This window comes from Janthinobacterium amylolyticum (assembly GCF_051380655.1).
Classification (GTDB): domain Bacteria; phylum Pseudomonadota; class Gammaproteobacteria; order Burkholderiales; family Burkholderiaceae_D; genus Janthinobacterium.
Genome location: NZ_JBNYXL010000007.1, coordinates 182,885 through 199,793, shown reverse-complemented (window position 1 = coordinate 199,793; position 16,909 = coordinate 182,885). Strand labels below are relative to the sequence as shown.

Sequence of the window (16,909 nt, the reverse complement as noted above, 5' to 3'; positions counted from 1 at the left end):
GTGCTTGTGAACCTCGATCCTCCCATCAAGTCGGGCTTGCCAGGTGCGGGCATGGATACGACCATGGTGAACGGCATGCGCCTGCTGTTGTCCAGCGCCACCCTGCTGACCCTGTTCATCGACCCCGAGAGCGCCGGCCGGCTGAGCAGGATCACCTGGCTGATCTTTTCCGCCTACACCATGCACAGCCTGCTGCTCTACGTGCTCGCCGTGCTGGGCCTGAACTTGCCGGAAGACATCTTGCTGTACTGGCTGGACGTGGCCTGGTATGCGCTGATCGTGTTTTCCACCAGCAGCCACAATAATCTGTTCTTCCTGTTTTTCTTCTTTGCCATCCTGATCTCGTCTTTCCAGCGCGGCTTCGAGGAAGGCGCCCGCGTCACCCTGGCATCGGCCGGCCTGTTCGCCGCCACCGCGCTGTTCGGCGAAACAGATGCCGAATTGTCACGCATGCTGCTGCGCACCACCTTTTTGCTGGCGCTCGGCTACATGATCGCCTACTGGGGCGGCTCGGCCATTACCCAGCGCAGCCACCTGGCCCTGCTGCGCGATGTCAGCCAGCTGTCCAATCCCCGCTTCGGCGTGGACCAGACCATCACCTCGGTGCTGGAAAAAACCCGCAGCTACTTCAACGCCCGCAGCTGCCTGCTGATCATGCAGGACAAGGGCACGCGGATCTGGTCGCTGCGCAGCGTGATCCAGACGGAATCGGGCGTGATCCATACCAGTTCGCTGCTCAGCGACGAGGCGGCCAGCCCATTGCTGGCCTTCCCGCCCGATAAAATCGTGCTGTACAACCAGCCGCCGGGGGCCTGGCTGCGCTGGCTGGGTGGCGCGCGACTGCTCAACCTCGACAACGGGCGCTGGCTGCAGCAGGACGACACGGCCGGCGCCAGCCTGGCCGAGCTGCTCGAAGCGCACGCCTTCATCAGCGCCCCGCTGCCTTTACGCAATGGCAAGGGGCGGCTGTACATCGTCTCGTCGACCAGCCTGAGCAGGACTGACGCCCTGTTCCTCAGCCATATCGGCGCACAGGCCTTTCCCGTCATTGAAAACATCGACCTGCTCGACCGGCTCGCTTCGCAGGCGGCCTCGCGCGAGCGCGAAAAGATGGCGCGCGACCTGCACGACACGGCCATTCAACCATATATCGGCCTGCGCCACGGCCTGGCCGCCCTGCGCAACGAGGCCACCATGGGCAACCCGCTGCTGCCCGAGCTCGACAAGCTGATCATCATGTCGGGCCAGGTGATCGCCGACCTGCGCAGCTATGCGCGCACCTTCAAGAATGGCCAGGTGCAAAGCGAGCCGGAACTGCTGGTCGCGCTGCGGCGCCAGGCCACGCAGATCCGCGAATTCTATGGCATCGACATCGCCGTGCAAATCGAGGGCGACCTGCATATCAATGACCGCCTGGCCGCCGAAGTGTTCCAGATCGTCAATGAAGGCATGAGCAATATCCGCAAGCACACCTCGGCCCGGCATGGCGCCGTCAAGCTCACCTGCGTGCAGGGGGCGCTGCACATCAGCATCGACAACGAATGCGCGGCCGCGCACGTGCCCGATTTCCTGCCCGACTCGCTGGCCGAACGGGCTGCCGCCCTGGGTGGCGTCGCCCGCGTCACCCACAGCACCCTGGGCAATACCTCCGTCGAAATAGAGATCCCCATATGAACGAACTCCAGCGCCAGCCCAGCGCCAGCACCGCCATACGTGTGCTGCTGGTCGACGATCACAAGACCATGCTGTGGGGCCTGGAACGGCTGATCGGCGGCGAACACTCGGGCATGCGCGTGGTCGCCACGGCCTCCGACAGCGCCGAGGCGCTGGCCCAGGCAGCGGCGCTGGAACCCGATGTCATCGTGCTCGACCTCGACCTGGGCGGCGTCAGCTCGCTGGCCATCCTGCCGGCGCTGGTGCAGCGCGGCGCCACGCGCATCCTGGTGCTGACGGCCAGCCACGACCAGGCGACTCTTGACCAGGCCATCCTGAAAGGCGCGCGCGGCATCATCAGCAAGGATGCGCCGGCCGAAATGGTGCTCAAAGCCATCGAGAAGGTCTACCATGGCGAACTGTGGCTGGAACACGCCATGCTGGGCCGCATGCTGACCCAGCTGACCCAGCCGGGCGGCGGCTCGGCGCATGCCGCCGCCGTGGCCAGCCTGACCCTCAAGGAAAGAAAAATCATCGCCGCCCTCGTGCATGGCAGCGGCACGCCGGCCAAGCTGCTGGCCGACCAGCTGTTCATTTCAGAACACACCCTGCGCAACCACCTGACCTCGATCTACCGCAAGCTGGGCGTGTACAACCGCCTGGAACTGTACGCCTACGCCACCAAGCACCACCTGGGCGAGCTGCCCCGCAGCTGACCGCGCGCCACTGGCGCCCTCCCTCCCCGCCAGGCCGCGCGCCTGCCCCTTCCGCCCCTCCAGCCCTTGCGCCGCCGCACCACGGCGGGGCATCCGCACGCTTGCCGAACCCGGCCATGACAATTGTCCCGAAAAAAACAAGCAAATCCTCCCGGTATAAAAAGGAGGTTCTTCTGATGTAGATCAAGGTCTTCACTTCTATAGTGGAATTACCGAAGAGCAGATCACACGCCGCGGCCACCACGACACGGAGCTCAGCATGCGTTTAGATAAGTTTCTTCCTGCTGCCCTGGCCAGTTACCTGCAGAGCAAGCAAAGGGCGACGTTCTACCGCTATGCGCTGGTGGCGGCACTGATGGCGGTAGTTTGCATCATCGGACTGCTGGCACTGGGAGAGAGCCCGTAACGGCATGACACCGCACCGCAGCGCAGTACCCAAGCAGCAATGTCGTTTCATCCATCGCAGTACCTCAACCACCAGGAGTTTGTCATGAACCTCATCAAAAACTTTATCCGCGAAGAAGATGGCGTCACCGCAATTGAATATGGCCTGATCGCCGCCCTGATCGCCGTCGTGATCATCGCCGCCGTCACCATCGTCGGTACCCAGCTGAAAAAAACCTTCAGCACCATCGGCACCAAGCTGACCACCGCCAATGGCTGATGCGGTGCTGTCCGGGCCGGCATTGCGCCAGCCCGGACTACCGCTCTCCACCATCCCGGCACGCCCACCTTGACCAACGCATAGCGAGGCCCATCGTGAAATCCCTGTTCCGCCGTTTCTCCGACGAGTCCGCCGTCACGGCGATCGAGTACGCGCTGCTGGCGGGCCTGATCGCCACGGTGCTGGTGATCACCATCACCCTGCTCGGCGACCAGGTCAGGCTGCTGTTTGTCTACGTCAAGGACCAGGTCGTCCTGGCAATGTCATGAACACCCTGCGCGCCTCGCTGCGCACCCACCGCCTGCTGCTGCTGATCGTGCTGCTGTATGCCGCCGCCGCCCTGCTGCTGGCCGGCAGCCTGCCCAGCGCCTCGGACATGCTCAACGTGCTGGCCGGCTTCCTCGTCGCCATCCTCACGGGTCCCGTCTTCATCCTGTGCGGCTACACCATCCACGTCATGGTGATGAAACGCCCGCACCGTCTGTGCCATTACCTGTACCACGACCTGCGCCGCTACCTGAGCAACGAGCGCCTGCTGCACGCGCTGCCGGCCATGCTGCTCATTCCCGTCTTCGCTTCCAGCTTCACCGTCTTCAAGGCCGCCATCCCGCGCCTGCACGCCTACACCTGGGATGCCAGCCTGTCCGCCTGGGACATCGCCCTGCATGGCGGCAAGGCCCCGTGGGAACGCCTGCAGCCGCTGCTGGGCCACCCGCTGGTGACGGCCCTGCTCAACTTTGCCTACCATTTCTGGTTCTTCCTGTTCTACGCCATCCTGTACTGGCTCATCCTCGATACCCGCCGCCCGCTGCTGCGCATGCAGTTCCTGCTCAGCTTTGCGCTGACCTGGATCGGGCTGGGCAGCATCATGGCCGTGCTGTTCGCTTCCGTCGGCCCCTGCTACTACGGCCACCTGCATGCCAGTGACCCGTATGCGCCGCTGATGGCCTACCTGCGCGACGCCAACGCACACATTCCCGTGTGGGCCCTGCAGGTGCAGGACATGCTGTGGCAAGGCTATCAAAGCAAGGGCGCGAATGGCGAACTGGGCATCTCCGCCATGCCCAGCATGCATGTCGCCACGGCCGTGCTGATGGCCATGATGGGCTGGCGCGTCAGCCGCGCCGCCGGCATCGCCCTGTCCGCCTTCGCCGTGCTGATCCTGCTCGGCTCCATCCACCTGGGCTGGCACTATGCGCTCGACGGCTATGTCGGCGCGGCCGGCGCGGCGCTGGTCTGGCACCTGGTGGGACGCGCACTGGGCAGCCATGCCGCGGCACCGGCCATGCACATGGCCACCGTGCCGTGCATGAACAAGGAAGGACTGACATCATGAGCGCCCACCTGCCCATGCTGCTGTGCCTGGCCGTGCTGGCCGCCCTGCTGGGCGGCGCGCTGTGGCATGACCTGCGCACGCGCCGCATCCCCAACCAGCTGGTGCTGTGGGGCACGCTGACAGGCCTGGCGCTGAACAGCTTCATCCCCTCCGGTAGCGGCCTGTTCGATCCTTCCTTCGGCGGCCTGGGCCTGCTGCAGGCGCTGGCCGGCGCCGGCGCCGGACTGGCCCTGCTGCTGCCCATGTACCTGCTGCGCGCCCTGGGCGCCGGCGACGTCAAGCTGATGGCCATGTGCGGCGCTTTCCTGGGACCCGACGCCGTGCTCGAAGCGGCCCTGCTGACCTTCCTGTGCGGCGGCGTGCTGGCCCTGGCCGCCGCGCTGGTGGGACACCGCCTGCGCCAGGTGCTGAAAAACACCTATCACATGATGCTGGGCGCCCTGCTGCACAGCCTGGCCGGCGGCGCCGCCACGATCGCCGAACCGCCACCGGCCACCGGCAAGCTGGCGTATGCCTTTGCCATCGCCAGCGGCACATTGCTGCAGCTGTTCCTGCATTACCACCAACTGTGGAGCGTGCGCTGAAACGCGCCGCTCCGACCACCAGCCACCCCAGGACCTGACCATGAACACCATCGCCACCCTCTGCCAATCGCGGCTCGCCAGCCTCTTCACCAGCATGTCCATGGCCTGCCTGTGGGCCTTCTTTGCCAGTGCCCACGTGGTGGGCTACCTGCACAGCGGCGACTGGAGCTATTTGCTGTTCTGCGCCGCAGAAACCCTGGGCGCGCTGTTCTTCATCGTGCGCTCGGCCCCCGTCAGCGTCTCCACCGATGCGGGCGACTGGCTGCTGGCCATCGGCGCCACCTTCGCCCCGTTCCTGCTGGCCCCTGCCGACGTGGCCATCTGGCCCGGTGCGCGCTACCTGCTGGCCGTCGGCAGCCTGCTGCAGATCGCCGGCCTGCTGTCGCTGAACCGCAGCTTCGGCCTGGTGGCGGCGCAGCGCGACATCAAGACGGGCGGCGTCTACCGCGTGATACGCCATCCGCTGTATGCCAGCTACCTGATTTCCCTGAGCGGCTACCTGCTGTCGAATACCTCGATCGCCAACGCCATCATCTACGTCGCGACGATGAGCATGATGGTGATGCGCCTGCTGCGCGAAGAGCGCTTCCTGTCGACCGACGTGCGCTACCGCGTCTACATGCGGCAAGTGAAATACCGCTTGCTGCCTTTCATTTTCTGACATCCGCACCGCACCAGAACAGGAGCACAGATCATGCCTGATACCTATCCAGAACGCAGCGACGGCGGCGGCGTCGAACCGGCCGCCAGGCGCGCCCCGCGCAGCGTCGCCGAAACGGGACTGCCCTTCCTTTTCCTGGTCGAACTGCTGGTCAAGATCATGTTCCTGCGCGGCCAGATCACCCTGCCCGCCCTGTCGAGCCACGTGAAGCTGGGCGCCAACGTGCTCGAGCCGCTGCTGACCTTCATGCGCGCCGAAAAACTCTGCGAAGCGCGCCGCGACGGCAGCAGCGGCACCGACGCCGACCTGTCCTACCAGCTGGGCGACCAGGGCCGCCTGCGCGCCGCCGACTACCTGCGCCGCAATGCCTACAGCGGACCTGCCCCCGTCAACCTTGCCGACTACAGCAACCAAGTGCTGGCGCAAAGCGTGGCGCACATGCATGTCACGCGCGAACGGGTGATGCGCGAATTTCGCGACGTGGTGGCCAGCACGGCGGTACTCGACCAGCTGGGCGCGGCCATGAATTCCGGGCGTGCCCTGTTCTTCCATGGCCCGGCCGGCAGCGGCAAAAGCTACCTGGCCGAACGCCTGAACGGCCTGCTCAGCGGCGCCATCGCCCTGCCGCACGCCGTGATGGTCGATGGCGAGGTGCTGCCCTTCCTCGACCCCATGCTGCACACCCTGTCGGGCGACACGCCGCCGGCCGACTCGCGCTGGGTGCGCGCGCTGCGTCCCGCCGTCCTGACGGGCGGCGAACTGACGCTCGACATGCTGGACCTGCAGTTCGATCCGGGCGCCCGGCTGTACCAGGCGCCGCCCCACCTGAAGGCCAACAACGGCATCTTCATCATCGACGACCTGGGCCGCCAGCGCTGCTCGCCAGTGGAACTGATGAACCGCTGGATCGTGCCGATGGCGCGCCACATCGATTTTCTGTCGCTGCACACCGGCTACAAGTTCGCCGTGCCCTTCGACGTGATCGTGGTGTTTTCCTCGAACCTGGCGCCGCAGGAGCTGGCCGACGATTCCTTCCTGCGCCGCATCGGCTACAAGATCCATGTGGGCCCGCTGAGCGCCTACCACTACCTGGCCGTGTTCCGCAGCACCTGCGCGCAGCTGGGAATCAATTTCGATGAATCCGCCTACGCCTGTTTGCTGCACCTGCACGACCTGCACAAGCGGCCGCTGCTCGCCTGCTACCCGCGCGACATCCTGGCGCAGATCTGCGACAAGGCGCGCTATGACGATTTGCCCGCGCAGCTCACGCCCGAAGTGCTGCAGTGGGCCTGGAACAACTATTTCGGCAGCAACGGCATCCTGGCAAGCACACACACCGGATCGGCAACGGTCCAGCACAAAGGGGAAGCAAAATGAGAAACGCACGCGCTCTGACGATGATGGCCATTGCGGTCATCCTGGCGTTCGCCGCGGTCATCGTGGCCGCGCGCTGGATCAATGCCCAAGCATCGGGCAACATCAACAAGGTGGCCGTGGCCCAGGTCGACATCAGCCTGGGCGCGCGCCTGACGCCCGACATGGTGCGCATGGTCGACTGGCCATCGAACGCGCTGCCGCCGGGCGCCATCAACGATCCGAAACTGCTGGAAACGCGCGTCACGCGCACCAGCATCCAGCACGGCGAACCGATCATGGAAGGCAAGCTGGCGCCACCGGGCACCCAGGGCGGCCTGTCGGCCGTCGTCGCCGAGGGCAAGCGCGCCATGACCGTGCGCGTCAACGATGTGGTGGGGGTGGCCGGCTTCGCCCTGCCGGGCAACTTTGTCGACATCCTCGTCAACACCCAGGGGGAAGGCGCGCACAAGACGCCGGACCGCGACCCGAATATTTCCAAGATCGTGCTCGAACGCATCCTCGTGCTGGCCATCGCCCAGGAATCGAGCCGCGACGATACCAAGCCCAAGGTCGTCAATGCCGTGACCCTGGAACTGACGCCGGACCAGGCGGAAAAACTCGACCTGGCACGCAGCGTGGGCACCCTGTCGCTGGTGCTGCGCAACCAGATCGAGGACAAGCCAGTCAACACGGAAGGCGCCACCAAGAGCACCCTGCTCGATGAAAAAATCGCCATTGCCGCCCCCGCCGCCATGGTGCAGGCCAAGCCTATCCCGCGCCGCCGTCCCGCCGCGGCGCCTGCGCCACAAGCCGGTCCACGCATCGATGTCATCAAGGGGCTGGAACGCAGCTCCCAACAATTCTAACCTGCACCAGAGGAGCCATGCCATGAGCACAAATTGCACCGCAAGCGGAAGCCGGGTACTCAGCCTCGCGCTTGCCCTTGCCATGATCGGCGCCCTGGCGCCCCAGGCCCGCAGCGAACCCGTCGCCGCCACCGCCGTTGCCACCGCTGCCGCCGAGACGGGCGCCAGCAAGGCCGGCAGCCGCGTCACCAGCCGTCCCCGGAGCACGCCGGCGCAAGGCGAGATGCGCGCCGGCCGCACGGAGATGGCGCCGCAGATGCACCTGGCCGAAGGCAAGTCGACCCTGATGCGCCTGCCGTTTGCCGCCAGCCGCATGTCGGTCGGCGACCCGCGCATCGCCGATGTCATCCTGCTCAATCCAACCGAAGTGTATCTGCTGGGCCGTTCCGTCGGCACCACCAACCTGATCCTCTGGAACAAGGCCAACGATGCCACCATCGTCGACCTGGCCGTCGGCATCGACAGCAGCAGCCTGCAGGCGCGCCTGGCCGAACTGCTGCCGAATGAAAAAGACGTCAAGGTCACCGTGGCCGGCGACACCCTGATCGTCTCGGGCATGGTCAGCGACGCCGTCAAGGCCGACCAGGTGATGTCGCTGGCGAACGCCTATGTGCAGCGCGGCGCCCGCAGCGGCGGGGCCGCATCCGGCGCCGCGCCGGCCGCAGGCGCTGCCGCTCCCGCCGCCGCAGGGGCGCCGGATGCGGGCATGCCGCGCGTGATCAACCTGCTGGCGATCGCCGCGCCACAGCAGGTGATGCTGGAAGTGAAAGTGGCCGAAGTGTCAAAGGTGCTGGTCGACCAGCTTGGCGCCAGCCTGGGTATCAACAAGACAATCGGCAGCTGGTCGTACTCGCTGCTGTCCAGCCTGCTCAGCAACAATCCCAGCGGCTTGAGCGGCGCCAGCAAGAACAACTTCTTCAACCTCGACGCGCAGAAACGCGATGGCCTGATCAAGGTGCTGGCCGAACCGAACATCATGGCCATCAGCGGCCAGGAGGCCAGCTTCCTGGCGGGCGGAAAAATCTTCATCCCCGTCAACCAGACCAACACGGGTGGCGTGTCCACCATCACGCTGGAAGAGAAGGAATTCGGCGTGGCCGTGAAATTCACGCCCACCGTGCTCGAAGGGGGCCGCATCAACCTGAAAGTGGCGCCGGAAGTGTCGGACCTGAACAAGGATGGCATCGGCATCACCGCCACCGGCATCTCGGCCACGGCCGTCCTGCCGTCGTTCACGACGCGGCGCGCCACCACCACGGTGCAGCTGTTCGACGGCCAAAGCTTCGCCATCGGCGGCCTGATCAAGAACAACGTGACCAGCAACATCAAGGCCTTGCCTGGCCTGGGTGAAGTGCCCGTGCTGGGCGCGCTGTTCCGCAGCACGGACTTCCAGACGGACCGTTCGGAACTGGTCTTCATCATCACGCCGCACCTGGTCAAGCCGCTGCCGCCCGACTACAAACTGCCCACCGACGGCTATATCCAGCCGACGCGCGGCGACATGTTCATGCAGGGAAAAATGGAAGGCACGGCCCCGGCTCAGCAACCGGCCACGCCAGCAGCGCCTGCCAGCGTGCCGCCGCAGGCAGCCACTGTCCAGCCCGCCGCCGGCGGCTTCGACCTCAAATAGGAGAACACCATGACAACCTCACACCGCCTGCCCTGCGCCGCCCTGCTGTCGCTGCTGTCGCTGCTGGCCGGCTGCGCCGCCACCACCACGCCCGTGCTCGACAGCCACTTCGGCGAATCCGTGGCCCTGCTCAAGTCGCAGCAGATCCTGTATCCGGACGCCTACCGCAATACCAACCCCGTCAGCGGCATCGACGGCAAGGCCGGGGTCAGCGCCTACCAGCGCTACCAGAAATCGTTCGCCGCGCCGGAGCCGCAGCCGAACGTCTTCACCATCGGCGTCGGCGGCTCCCGCTAGCCGGCTAGCGGGAGCCGGCATACCACCCCAGGCCACCAGGAGAAGCACATGAAAACAGCATACCGCAGGCACAACAGGGAGCAGGGCGCCATCGCCATCGTGCTCGGACTGACCCTGGTGATCCTGTTTGCCATGGGCGGCCTGGTGCTGGACCTGGGCCACCTGTACATCGCCAAGGCGGAACTGCAGAATGGCGCCGACAGCGCCGCCCTGGGCGGCGCCGTGGAACTCAATGAAAGCGCCGCCGGCATCGACAATGCCCAGGCACAGGCCATCGCCGTGGCACAAAAGAACCGCTATGACTTTTCCACGCCGCTGACCCTCACCGCCGCCGACATCAGCTTCGGTCCCGGGCCCGACGGCCCCTGGTCATCCGGCGCCAGCGCACGTACCAATCCGCAGGGCCAGACCTTCATCCGCGTCGACACGGGCAGCAAGACCTTCGCCACCTACCTGATGGGCATTGCCGGCATCGCCAGCACCAGCACCTCCGGCGTGGCCGTGGCCGGCCGCTTCGTCAACGACGTCACGCCGATCGGCGTGTGCGCTGTCGATCCGGCCAACAAGACGGCGAAATATACTTACGCGGCCACCGGCATGACGGAGCTGGTGGAATTCGGTTTCCGCCGCGGCGTCACCTACAATCTGTTCGGTCTGAACCCGCTCGGCGGCTCTTCCGACCCTTACCTGATCAATCCCGTCGATGCCCCGCCAGGCGCCTGCAATGCCGCGCATTCCAGCGCCAATTCCACCGCGCCCTTCATGTGCACGGGCAGCAGCGCCGTCATCAGCAGCGGCAGCGGCAAGGTGTATACCAACACGGGCCTGAGCGCCACCAAGATCGCCAGCGCCCTCAACTCGCGCTTCGACGTGTATGGCGGCGCCTCCGTCTGCGATCCCGTGACGGCGCCACCCGACACCAACATCAAGGAGTACCCATGCAAGGGCAGTGGCGCGCCCTGCGTCGCCAGTGCCGCCAATTCGCCGCCCACCGGCTGGATGGAGCCGGGCGCGGCCAACCTGCCCAGCCAGCAGTCGGTGTCGCTCAATGCGGCAAAAAAGCCCAATTACCAGCTGCCGTCCGCCGGCGCCGTGCCCGTGCCCTCGGCGACGTTCGCGCAGTTTGCCGACTACGGCGTGCTGTGGTCTTACGGTCCCGCCTATCAAAGCAACGGCGCCACGCCAGCCAAGGCAGGCACGCCGTTCACGGTGACGAACGCCAACGCCAACGCCACGATGTACAACACGGCCGCCATGACGTATTTCGACACGGCCAGCTACCCTGCCAGCGCCGGCGCCGGCTTTCCCGCAGGGACGCCACCATCGCCCTACAACCAGACCAGCGGCCCCACCTTCCAGGCACCATCGGCATCGCATCCGGGCCAGCGCAACCGCCGCATCCTCAACGTGGTGCTGGTGGATTGCCGCACGGCGCCCGTGGGCCCGGCCTCGTGCGGCGCCATGGACGCCGTCGGCATCGGCAAGTTCTTCATGACGACCAAGGCGGACTTCAGCGGCGGCGCGCGCCTCGACGTCGAGTTCACCGGCCTGATCGAGCCGGTGCCCAATTCCGAAATCAAACTCTATAAGTGAGACGGCCATGCGCATCCCTCTCTTTCCTGGCAAGCAGCACGGCGGCGCCGCCGTCGAATTCGGCATCGTGCTGGCCCTGCTGGTCACCCTGCTGGCCGGCATCTTCGGCTTCGGCCGCGCGTTCTGGTACTACGACGCGCTGACCAAGGCCACGCGCGACGCGGCGCGCAATATGTCCATCCAGGCCAAGGCCGGCATTGCCACGCAAGGCGTGGCGGCCGCCAAGCAGACGGTGGTCGATGCCGCCACCAGCGCCGGCATCGGCGGCTTCAGCACGGCCAATGTGGCCGTCACCTGCCTGGACAAGAACTTCAACGACAGCAGCTGCAGCGATGGCACCGCGCCGGGCGGCATCCGCGTCGAAATCATCAACTACACGCTGTCGGTGGGGCAGTACCTGCCTTTCGTGATCGGCTCGGCCAGCAGCTACGCCACGCCGCTCGCGCCGCGCACTACCATGCGCTACATGCTGTAAGGAGAACGCCATGCGCCCGCCCTTCCCCTCGCCAGTTCAGCCCCGCGGCCAGCGCGGCGCCGCCGCTGTGGAATTCGCCCTGGTGGCGCTGCTGTTCTTCACCCTGCTGTTCGGCGTACTGGAATTCGGCCGCATGCTGTACCTGTACAACACGGTGCAGGAAGTGAGCCGCCGCGCGGCGCGCGAAGCCGTCGTGCGCTGGGTCGACCAGGCCGATGCCGTCAAGACGCTGGCCCTGTTCGGCGGCACGTCGCTGCCGGCCGCCCCCGAAGTCACGGCCACCAACATCACCATCCGCTACCTGAACAAGAGCGGCGCCGACGTGACCCTGCTGCCGCTCGATCCGGGCGACAACCTGTCGGCCTGCGGCGACAACACGCGCACGGCCAGCTGCATCGACAGCGTGCGCGTGTCGATCGACAACGTCAGCTACACGCCGATGGTCAGCCTGTTCGGTTTTCTCAATATCGCCCTGCCCGCCTCGGTGGTGGTCATGCATGCCGAAAGCCTGGGTTTCCAGATCAACTGAATGCCATTACCGGGAGTGCCAAGTGAATATCGTTATCGTCTCGAAGAATGAAGTCCAGCTCAAGCGCCTTAGCCGCCTGCTGCGCGAACGCAGCGCGGCCGACCGCGTCTCGCTGCTGGCCAGCACGCCGGAAATGTTCGACAACGGCGCCACGCCCGACCTGCTGCTGCTGGAGCAGGAACAGATCGGCGACGAGGAGCTCGACCTGCTCGAACGCCTGGGCAGCCGCTACCCCAACCTCGCCATCATCGTGCAATGCCCGCAGCAAAATCCGCAGTTCCTGCTGCGCGCCATGCGCGCCGGCGTGCGCGAAGTGCTGCCGCCCGATGACGACACGGCCCTCATCGCGGCGCTGCGCCGCATCGGCGAGAAACTGCAGAAACAGGTGGCGCGCAATGGCCAGGTGCTGGCCTTTGTCTCGTGCAAGGGCGGCAGCGGCGCCACCTTCATCACCTCCAATCTCGGCTATGCGCTGGCGGCCGGGGATCAGCGCAAGGTGGCGCTGTTCGACCTGAACCTGCAGTTCGGCGATGCCGCCCTGTTTGTCTCGGACCACAAGCCGGCCACCACCTTGTCGCAGCTGGCGCAGCAGATCGTGCGCCTCGATGCCTCGCTACTGAGCGCCAGCATGATCCAGATCACGCCCAGCTACAGCGTGCTGGCCGCCGCCGACGATCCGGCCCACGCCGCCGACGTCGAGGCCGAGCATATCGACCGCCTGCTGACGCTGGCGCGCAGTCAGTACGACTACATCCTGCTCGACGTGGGACGCGGGCTCGATCCCGTCAGCGTGCGCGCGCTGGACCGCGCCGACCTGATCTTCCCCGTGCTGCAAGCCACCTTGCCGTATGTCCGCGACGGCAAGCGCCTGCTCGACGTGTTCCGCGGCCTGGGCTACCGCGATGACAAGATCCGCCTGATCCTGAACCGCTATGCCAGCAGTGACAGCATCCGCGTGGCGGACCTCGAAGCCGCCTACGGCAAGCACGTCTACAAGTCCATCCCCAACCAGTATGAAGCGGTGGCGGCGTCGGTCAGCCAGGGGGTGCCGATACTCAAGCTGGCGCCACACAACCCCGTGTCGCGCTCGCTGCAGGAACTGGCCGCCAGCGTGGCAGGCGAGACCCTGCCAGCGGCGCAAAGCTGGGTGGCACGCCTGCTGGCACGCGCCTGATGCCCCGGCCCGACCCTCAAACCGCCTACGCCCATTTACCGGAGACCGACCATGACTGCCGAAAAACTCACCCTGCGGGACCGCCTGGGCTATGCCCAGGATGACGCCAGCCTGAACGACGGCGCCACGCACCAGGGGGCATCGAACCACAACTACCAGCAACTCAAGCACCGCACCCACCAGGCGCTGCTTGACCGGGTCGACCTGGAAGGCATGCAGCGCCTGTCGCGCGAACAGATACGCGAAGAGCTGAAGATCCTCGTCAGCGACGTGCTCACGGAAGACAATGTGGTGATCAACGAACTGGAACGCCGCTCGCTGATCCGCGACATCCAGGACGAGGTGCTGGGCTTCGGCCCGCTCGAACCGCTGCTGGCCGATCCCAGCGTGTCCGACATCCTCGTCAACAACTGCCGCCAGGTGTATGTCGAGCGCCACGGCCGCCTGGAGCTGAGCGACATCTGCTTCACCGACGACGCGCACCTGATGAAAATCATCGACAAGATCGTCTCGCGCGTGGGCCGGCGCATCGATGAATCGAGCCCGATGGTCGATGCGCGCCTGCCCGACGGCTCGCGCGTGAATGCCATCATCCCGCCGCTAGCCATTGACGGCCCCGTGATGTCGATCCGCCGCTTCTCTGCGCAGCCGCTGCGCCTGGCCGACCTGATGCTCAAGCAAAGCCTGACCGAGGAAATGAGCAGCACCCTGCAGGCACTGGGCAAGGCGAAGATCAACATCCTCATTTCCGGCGGCACGGGTAGCGGCAAGACCACCATGCTGAACGCCATTTCCGGCTTCATCAGCACGGCCGAACGCATCGTCACCATCGAAGATGCGGCCGAGCTGCAGATGCAGCAGCCGCACGTGGTGCGCCTGGAAACGCGGCCTGCCAACATCGAGGGCAAGGGCGAAGTGACGCAGCGCGCGCTGGTGCGCAATGCGCTGCGCATGCGCCCCGACCGCATCATCCTGGGCGAGGTGCGCGGCGCCGAGGCGCTCGACATGCTGGGCGCCATGAATACGGGCCACGAAGGCTCGATGGCCACCATCCACGCCAACACCCCGCGCGACGCGCTGACGCGCCTGGAAAACATGATCAGCATGGCTTCCGCCGCCCTGCCCGTGAAGGCCATGCGCCAGCAGATCAGTTCGGCCATCAGCGTGGTGGTGCAGGTGTCGCGCCTGACGGATGGCAAGCGCAAGGTCACCTCGATCCAGGAAATCACCGGCATGGAAGGCGAGATGATCACCATGCAGGAAATCTTCACCTTCCGCCAGACGGGCATCGGCGAAGACGGCGCGGTGCAGGGACACTTCCATGCCAGCGGCGTGCGGCCGCACTTCCTCGACCGCCTGCGCGCCTTCGGCATCAGCCTGCCCGAAACCCTGTTCGATCCGACCCGCCAGTACCATTAAGGGGAACACCATGGACTATCTCTACTATGTATTCGCCATCCTCACCTTCATCGCCGTGGTGCTGCTGATCGAAGGCCTGTACCTGGCGTGGAATGCCTCGCGCGGCCCGGAGGCGGAACGGGTGGCGCGGCGCCTGCGCACCATGTCGGCCGGCGCGCACGGCGAGACGGGCAGCTCGATGATCCGCAAACGCCTGCTGAGCGACACGCCGTCGCTGCAGCGCCTGCTGCTCAGCGTGCCCCGCGTGCATGCGCTGGACCGCCTGCTGGAGCAGTCGGGCATGAGCTGGAGCGTGGCCAGTTTCGCCGGCATGGTGCTGGTGTCGGGCGGCGCGGCGCTGCTGCTGCTCGCCTATTTCGGCACGCCGTGGCTGCTGGGCTTGCCATTGGCGGCCCTGGCGGCCCTGCTGCCGCTGCTGCTGGTGTTGCGCGCCAAGGCCAAGCGATTGCAGCGCATCGAGCAGCAGTTGCCCGATGCGCTGGACCTGATGTCGCGCGCCCTGCGCGCCGGCCACGCCTTCCCCACCGCCCTGAAAATGGTGGGCGATGAAATGAATGCGCCGCTGGCCACCGAGTTTCGCGCCACTTTCGATGAAGTCAACTTCGGCATCGCCATGCAGGACGCCCTGATGAACCTGGCCACGCGCGTGCCCAGCACGGACCTGCGCTATTTCGTCATCGCCGTGCTGATCCAGCGCGAAACGGGCGGCAACCTGGCCGAGCTGCTCGACAGCATCAGCCGCATCATCCGCGAACGCATCAAGCTGCTGGGACAGGTACGCGTGCTGTCGGCCGAAGGCAAGCTGTCGGCCTGGATCCTGTCGATGCTGCCGTTCGGCGCGGCCGCCATGATCCACCTGACCAATCCCCAGTTCCTGGAAATGCTGTTTGTCGATCCGGGTGGCCGCAAGATGCTCGTCGGCGCCCTGGTCATGATGGCGTGCGGCATCCTGGTCATGCGCAACATCATCCGCATCCGCGTCTGAGCCAAAGGAGAACCTCATGAACCCCGTGCATATCGCCTTTCTCGCCCTGCTGTTCATTGCCGTCTTCGGCACGGCCCTGGTGGCCCTGCGCAGCCTGTCGCCGGACCTGCTGCGCCAGCGCATCGACACGGCCGCCGGCAAGAGCGTGCCGCAGCCGGGCGCACCGGCATCCAGTCCCTGGCTGGCGCGCGTGGTGCGCCTGACGGGCCCCCTGGCCAGGCTGTCGATCCCCGACCAGGGCTGGGAAAACTCCGTCATGCGCCGGCGCTTCATGAATGCCGGCCTGCGCCAGGCCTCCACGCCGGTACTGTTTTTTTCCGCCAAGACCATGCTGGCCATCGGCCTGCCGCTGCTGCTGTTCCTGGGGCTGAGCGCATCGGGCCACCAGATGGCCGGCAAGGCTATCCTGTTCTGGCTGCTGACGGTGGCCGCCATCGGCTACTACCTGCCCAACGTCGTGCTGCAGCAAATGATCAAGCGGCGCCAGCGCGACATCTTTGAAAGCTTTCCCGATGCCCTCGACCTGATGACGGTCTGCGTGGAAGCGGGTCTGGCCATGGATGCGGCGCTGGCCAGGGTAGCTGCGGAAATCGCCCTGAAAAGCCGCGTGCTGGCCGAGGAACTGCATCTGGTGATGCTGGAACTGCGCGCCGGCAATGCCAAGGAACGTGCCTTGCGCAACCTGGCGCTGCGTACCGGGGTCGAGGATGTCGACGCGCTGGTGGCCATGCTGATCCAGGCCGAGCGTTTCGGCACCAGCATCGGCGCCTCGCTGCGCGTGCAATCGGACCAGCTGCGCACCAAACGGCGCCAGCGTGCCGAGGAAGAGGCGGCGAAAATCGCCCTCAAGCTGCTGTTCCCGCTGATCTTTTTCATCTTCCCTTCGCTGCTGGTCGTCCTGATGGGGCCAGCCTTCCTGCAAATCTACCGCGTGCTCCTGCCCAGCATGGGCGGTGGCAGCTGACCGGAGA

The 16,909-nt window shown here is 65.9% G+C and carries 19 protein-coding genes; all 19 read left to right on the top strand.

Translation table 11 applies throughout. The features are described from left to right. Window positions 1–6: 6 nt before the first annotated feature. The gene (locus ACQ4WR_RS16625) at window positions 7–1,674 is read left to right on the top strand and encodes a sensor histidine kinase (RefSeq protein WP_180979492.1); all 1,668 of its coding nucleotides are present in this window, start codon (window positions 7–9) and stop codon (window positions 1,672–1,674) included. Then, window positions 1,671–2,369: a response regulator gene (locus ACQ4WR_RS16620; RefSeq protein WP_102296541.1), complete on the top strand. Its 699-nt coding sequence runs from the start codon at window positions 1,671–1,673 to the stop codon at window positions 2,367–2,369. Before ACQ4WR_RS16625 ends, ACQ4WR_RS16620 begins: the two co-directional genes overlap by 4 nt. A gap of 259 nt (window positions 2,370–2,628) precedes the next feature. Beyond that, complete coding sequence (locus tag ACQ4WR_RS16615; protein WP_180979493.1) at window positions 2,629–2,775, top strand: hypothetical protein; 147 nt, start codon at window positions 2,629–2,631, stop codon at window positions 2,773–2,775. Window positions 2,776–2,859: 84 nt separating this feature from the next. After that, a complete protein-coding gene (locus ACQ4WR_RS16610) occupies window positions 2,860–3,033 on the top strand; it encodes a Flp family type IVb pilin (protein ID WP_102296553.1) in 174 nt (57 codons plus the stop codon). Window positions 3,034–3,128: 95 nt separating this feature from the next. Next, window positions 3,129–3,302 (top strand): Flp family type IVb pilin, encoded by a 174-nt coding sequence (locus tag ACQ4WR_RS16605; RefSeq protein ID WP_436488532.1) that lies wholly within the window; start codon window positions 3,129–3,131, stop codon window positions 3,300–3,302. Then, window positions 3,299–4,369 (top strand): phosphatase PAP2 family protein, encoded by a 1,071-nt coding sequence (locus ACQ4WR_RS16600; RefSeq protein WP_436488530.1) that lies wholly within the window; start codon window positions 3,299–3,301, stop codon window positions 4,367–4,369. The genes ACQ4WR_RS16605 and ACQ4WR_RS16600 overlap by 4 nt, the downstream gene beginning before the upstream one ends. Continuing rightward, window positions 4,366–4,953, top strand: coding sequence for an A24 family peptidase (locus tag ACQ4WR_RS16595; RefSeq protein WP_219726855.1), 588 nt, complete (start codon window positions 4,366–4,368; stop codon window positions 4,951–4,953). Before ACQ4WR_RS16600 ends, ACQ4WR_RS16595 begins: the two co-directional genes overlap by 4 nt. A 40-nt stretch (window positions 4,954–4,993) precedes the next feature. Beyond that, window positions 4,994–5,614, top strand: a complete 621-nt coding sequence (locus tag ACQ4WR_RS16590) for a methyltransferase family protein (protein ID WP_436488528.1) — start codon at window positions 4,994–4,996, stop codon at window positions 5,612–5,614. Between the two features lie 33 nt (window positions 5,615–5,647). Then, complete coding sequence (locus ACQ4WR_RS16585) at window positions 5,648–6,991, top strand: DUF8689 domain-containing protein (protein ID WP_436488526.1); 1,344 nt, start codon at window positions 5,648–5,650, stop codon at window positions 6,989–6,991. After that, on the top strand, window positions 6,988–7,836 hold the full coding sequence (gene cpaB / locus ACQ4WR_RS16580) for a Flp pilus assembly protein CpaB (RefSeq protein WP_102296548.1): 849 nt from the start codon (window positions 6,988–6,990) through the stop codon (window positions 7,834–7,836). The genes ACQ4WR_RS16585 and cpaB overlap by 4 nt, the downstream gene beginning before the upstream one ends. Window positions 7,837–7,858: 22 nt before the next feature. Further along, window positions 7,859–9,466, top strand: a complete 1,608-nt coding sequence (locus tag ACQ4WR_RS16575; RefSeq protein WP_436488524.1) for a type II and III secretion system protein family protein — start codon at window positions 7,859–7,861, stop codon at window positions 9,464–9,466. Window positions 9,467–9,475: 9 nt separating this feature from the next. Further along, window positions 9,476–9,763 carry a pilus assembly protein gene (locus tag ACQ4WR_RS16570; protein ID WP_102298770.1) on the top strand — a complete coding sequence of 96 codons (288 nt, stop codon included), beginning with the start codon at window positions 9,476–9,478 and terminating at the stop codon, window positions 9,761–9,763. Window positions 9,764–9,811: 48 nt separating this feature from the next. Next, on the top strand, window positions 9,812–11,356 hold the full coding sequence (locus tag ACQ4WR_RS16565) for a pilus assembly protein TadG-related protein (protein ID WP_436488522.1): 1,545 nt from the start codon (window positions 9,812–9,814) through the stop codon (window positions 11,354–11,356). Between the two features lie 7 nt (window positions 11,357–11,363). Next, window positions 11,364–11,831 carry a TadE/TadG family type IV pilus assembly protein gene (locus ACQ4WR_RS16560; protein ID WP_436488520.1) on the top strand — a complete coding sequence of 156 codons (468 nt, stop codon included), beginning with the start codon at window positions 11,364–11,366 and terminating at the stop codon, window positions 11,829–11,831. Between the two features lie 10 nt (window positions 11,832–11,841). Continuing rightward, window positions 11,842–12,360, top strand: coding sequence for a TadE/TadG family type IV pilus assembly protein (locus tag ACQ4WR_RS16555; protein WP_436488518.1), 519 nt, complete (start codon window positions 11,842–11,844; stop codon window positions 12,358–12,360). Between the two features lie 22 nt (window positions 12,361–12,382). Next, a complete protein-coding gene (locus tag ACQ4WR_RS16550) occupies window positions 12,383–13,534 on the top strand; it encodes a CpaE/TadZ family protein (protein ID WP_436488516.1) in 1,152 nt (383 codons plus the stop codon). 51 nt (window positions 13,535–13,585) lie between these two features. Then, window positions 13,586–14,953: a TadA family conjugal transfer-associated ATPase gene (locus ACQ4WR_RS16545; protein ID WP_102298762.1), complete on the top strand. Its 1,368-nt coding sequence runs from the start codon at window positions 13,586–13,588 to the stop codon at window positions 14,951–14,953. 10 nt (window positions 14,954–14,963) lie between these two features. Beyond that, the gene (locus ACQ4WR_RS16540) at window positions 14,964–15,938 is read left to right on the top strand and encodes a type II secretion system F family protein (RefSeq protein ID WP_102298760.1); all 975 of its coding nucleotides are present in this window, start codon (window positions 14,964–14,966) and stop codon (window positions 15,936–15,938) included. 16 nt (window positions 15,939–15,954) lie between these two features. Continuing rightward, the gene (locus ACQ4WR_RS16535; protein WP_102298758.1) at window positions 15,955–16,902 is read left to right on the top strand and encodes a type II secretion system F family protein; all 948 of its coding nucleotides are present in this window, start codon (window positions 15,955–15,957) and stop codon (window positions 16,900–16,902) included. Window positions 16,903–16,909 lie beyond the last annotated feature (7 nt).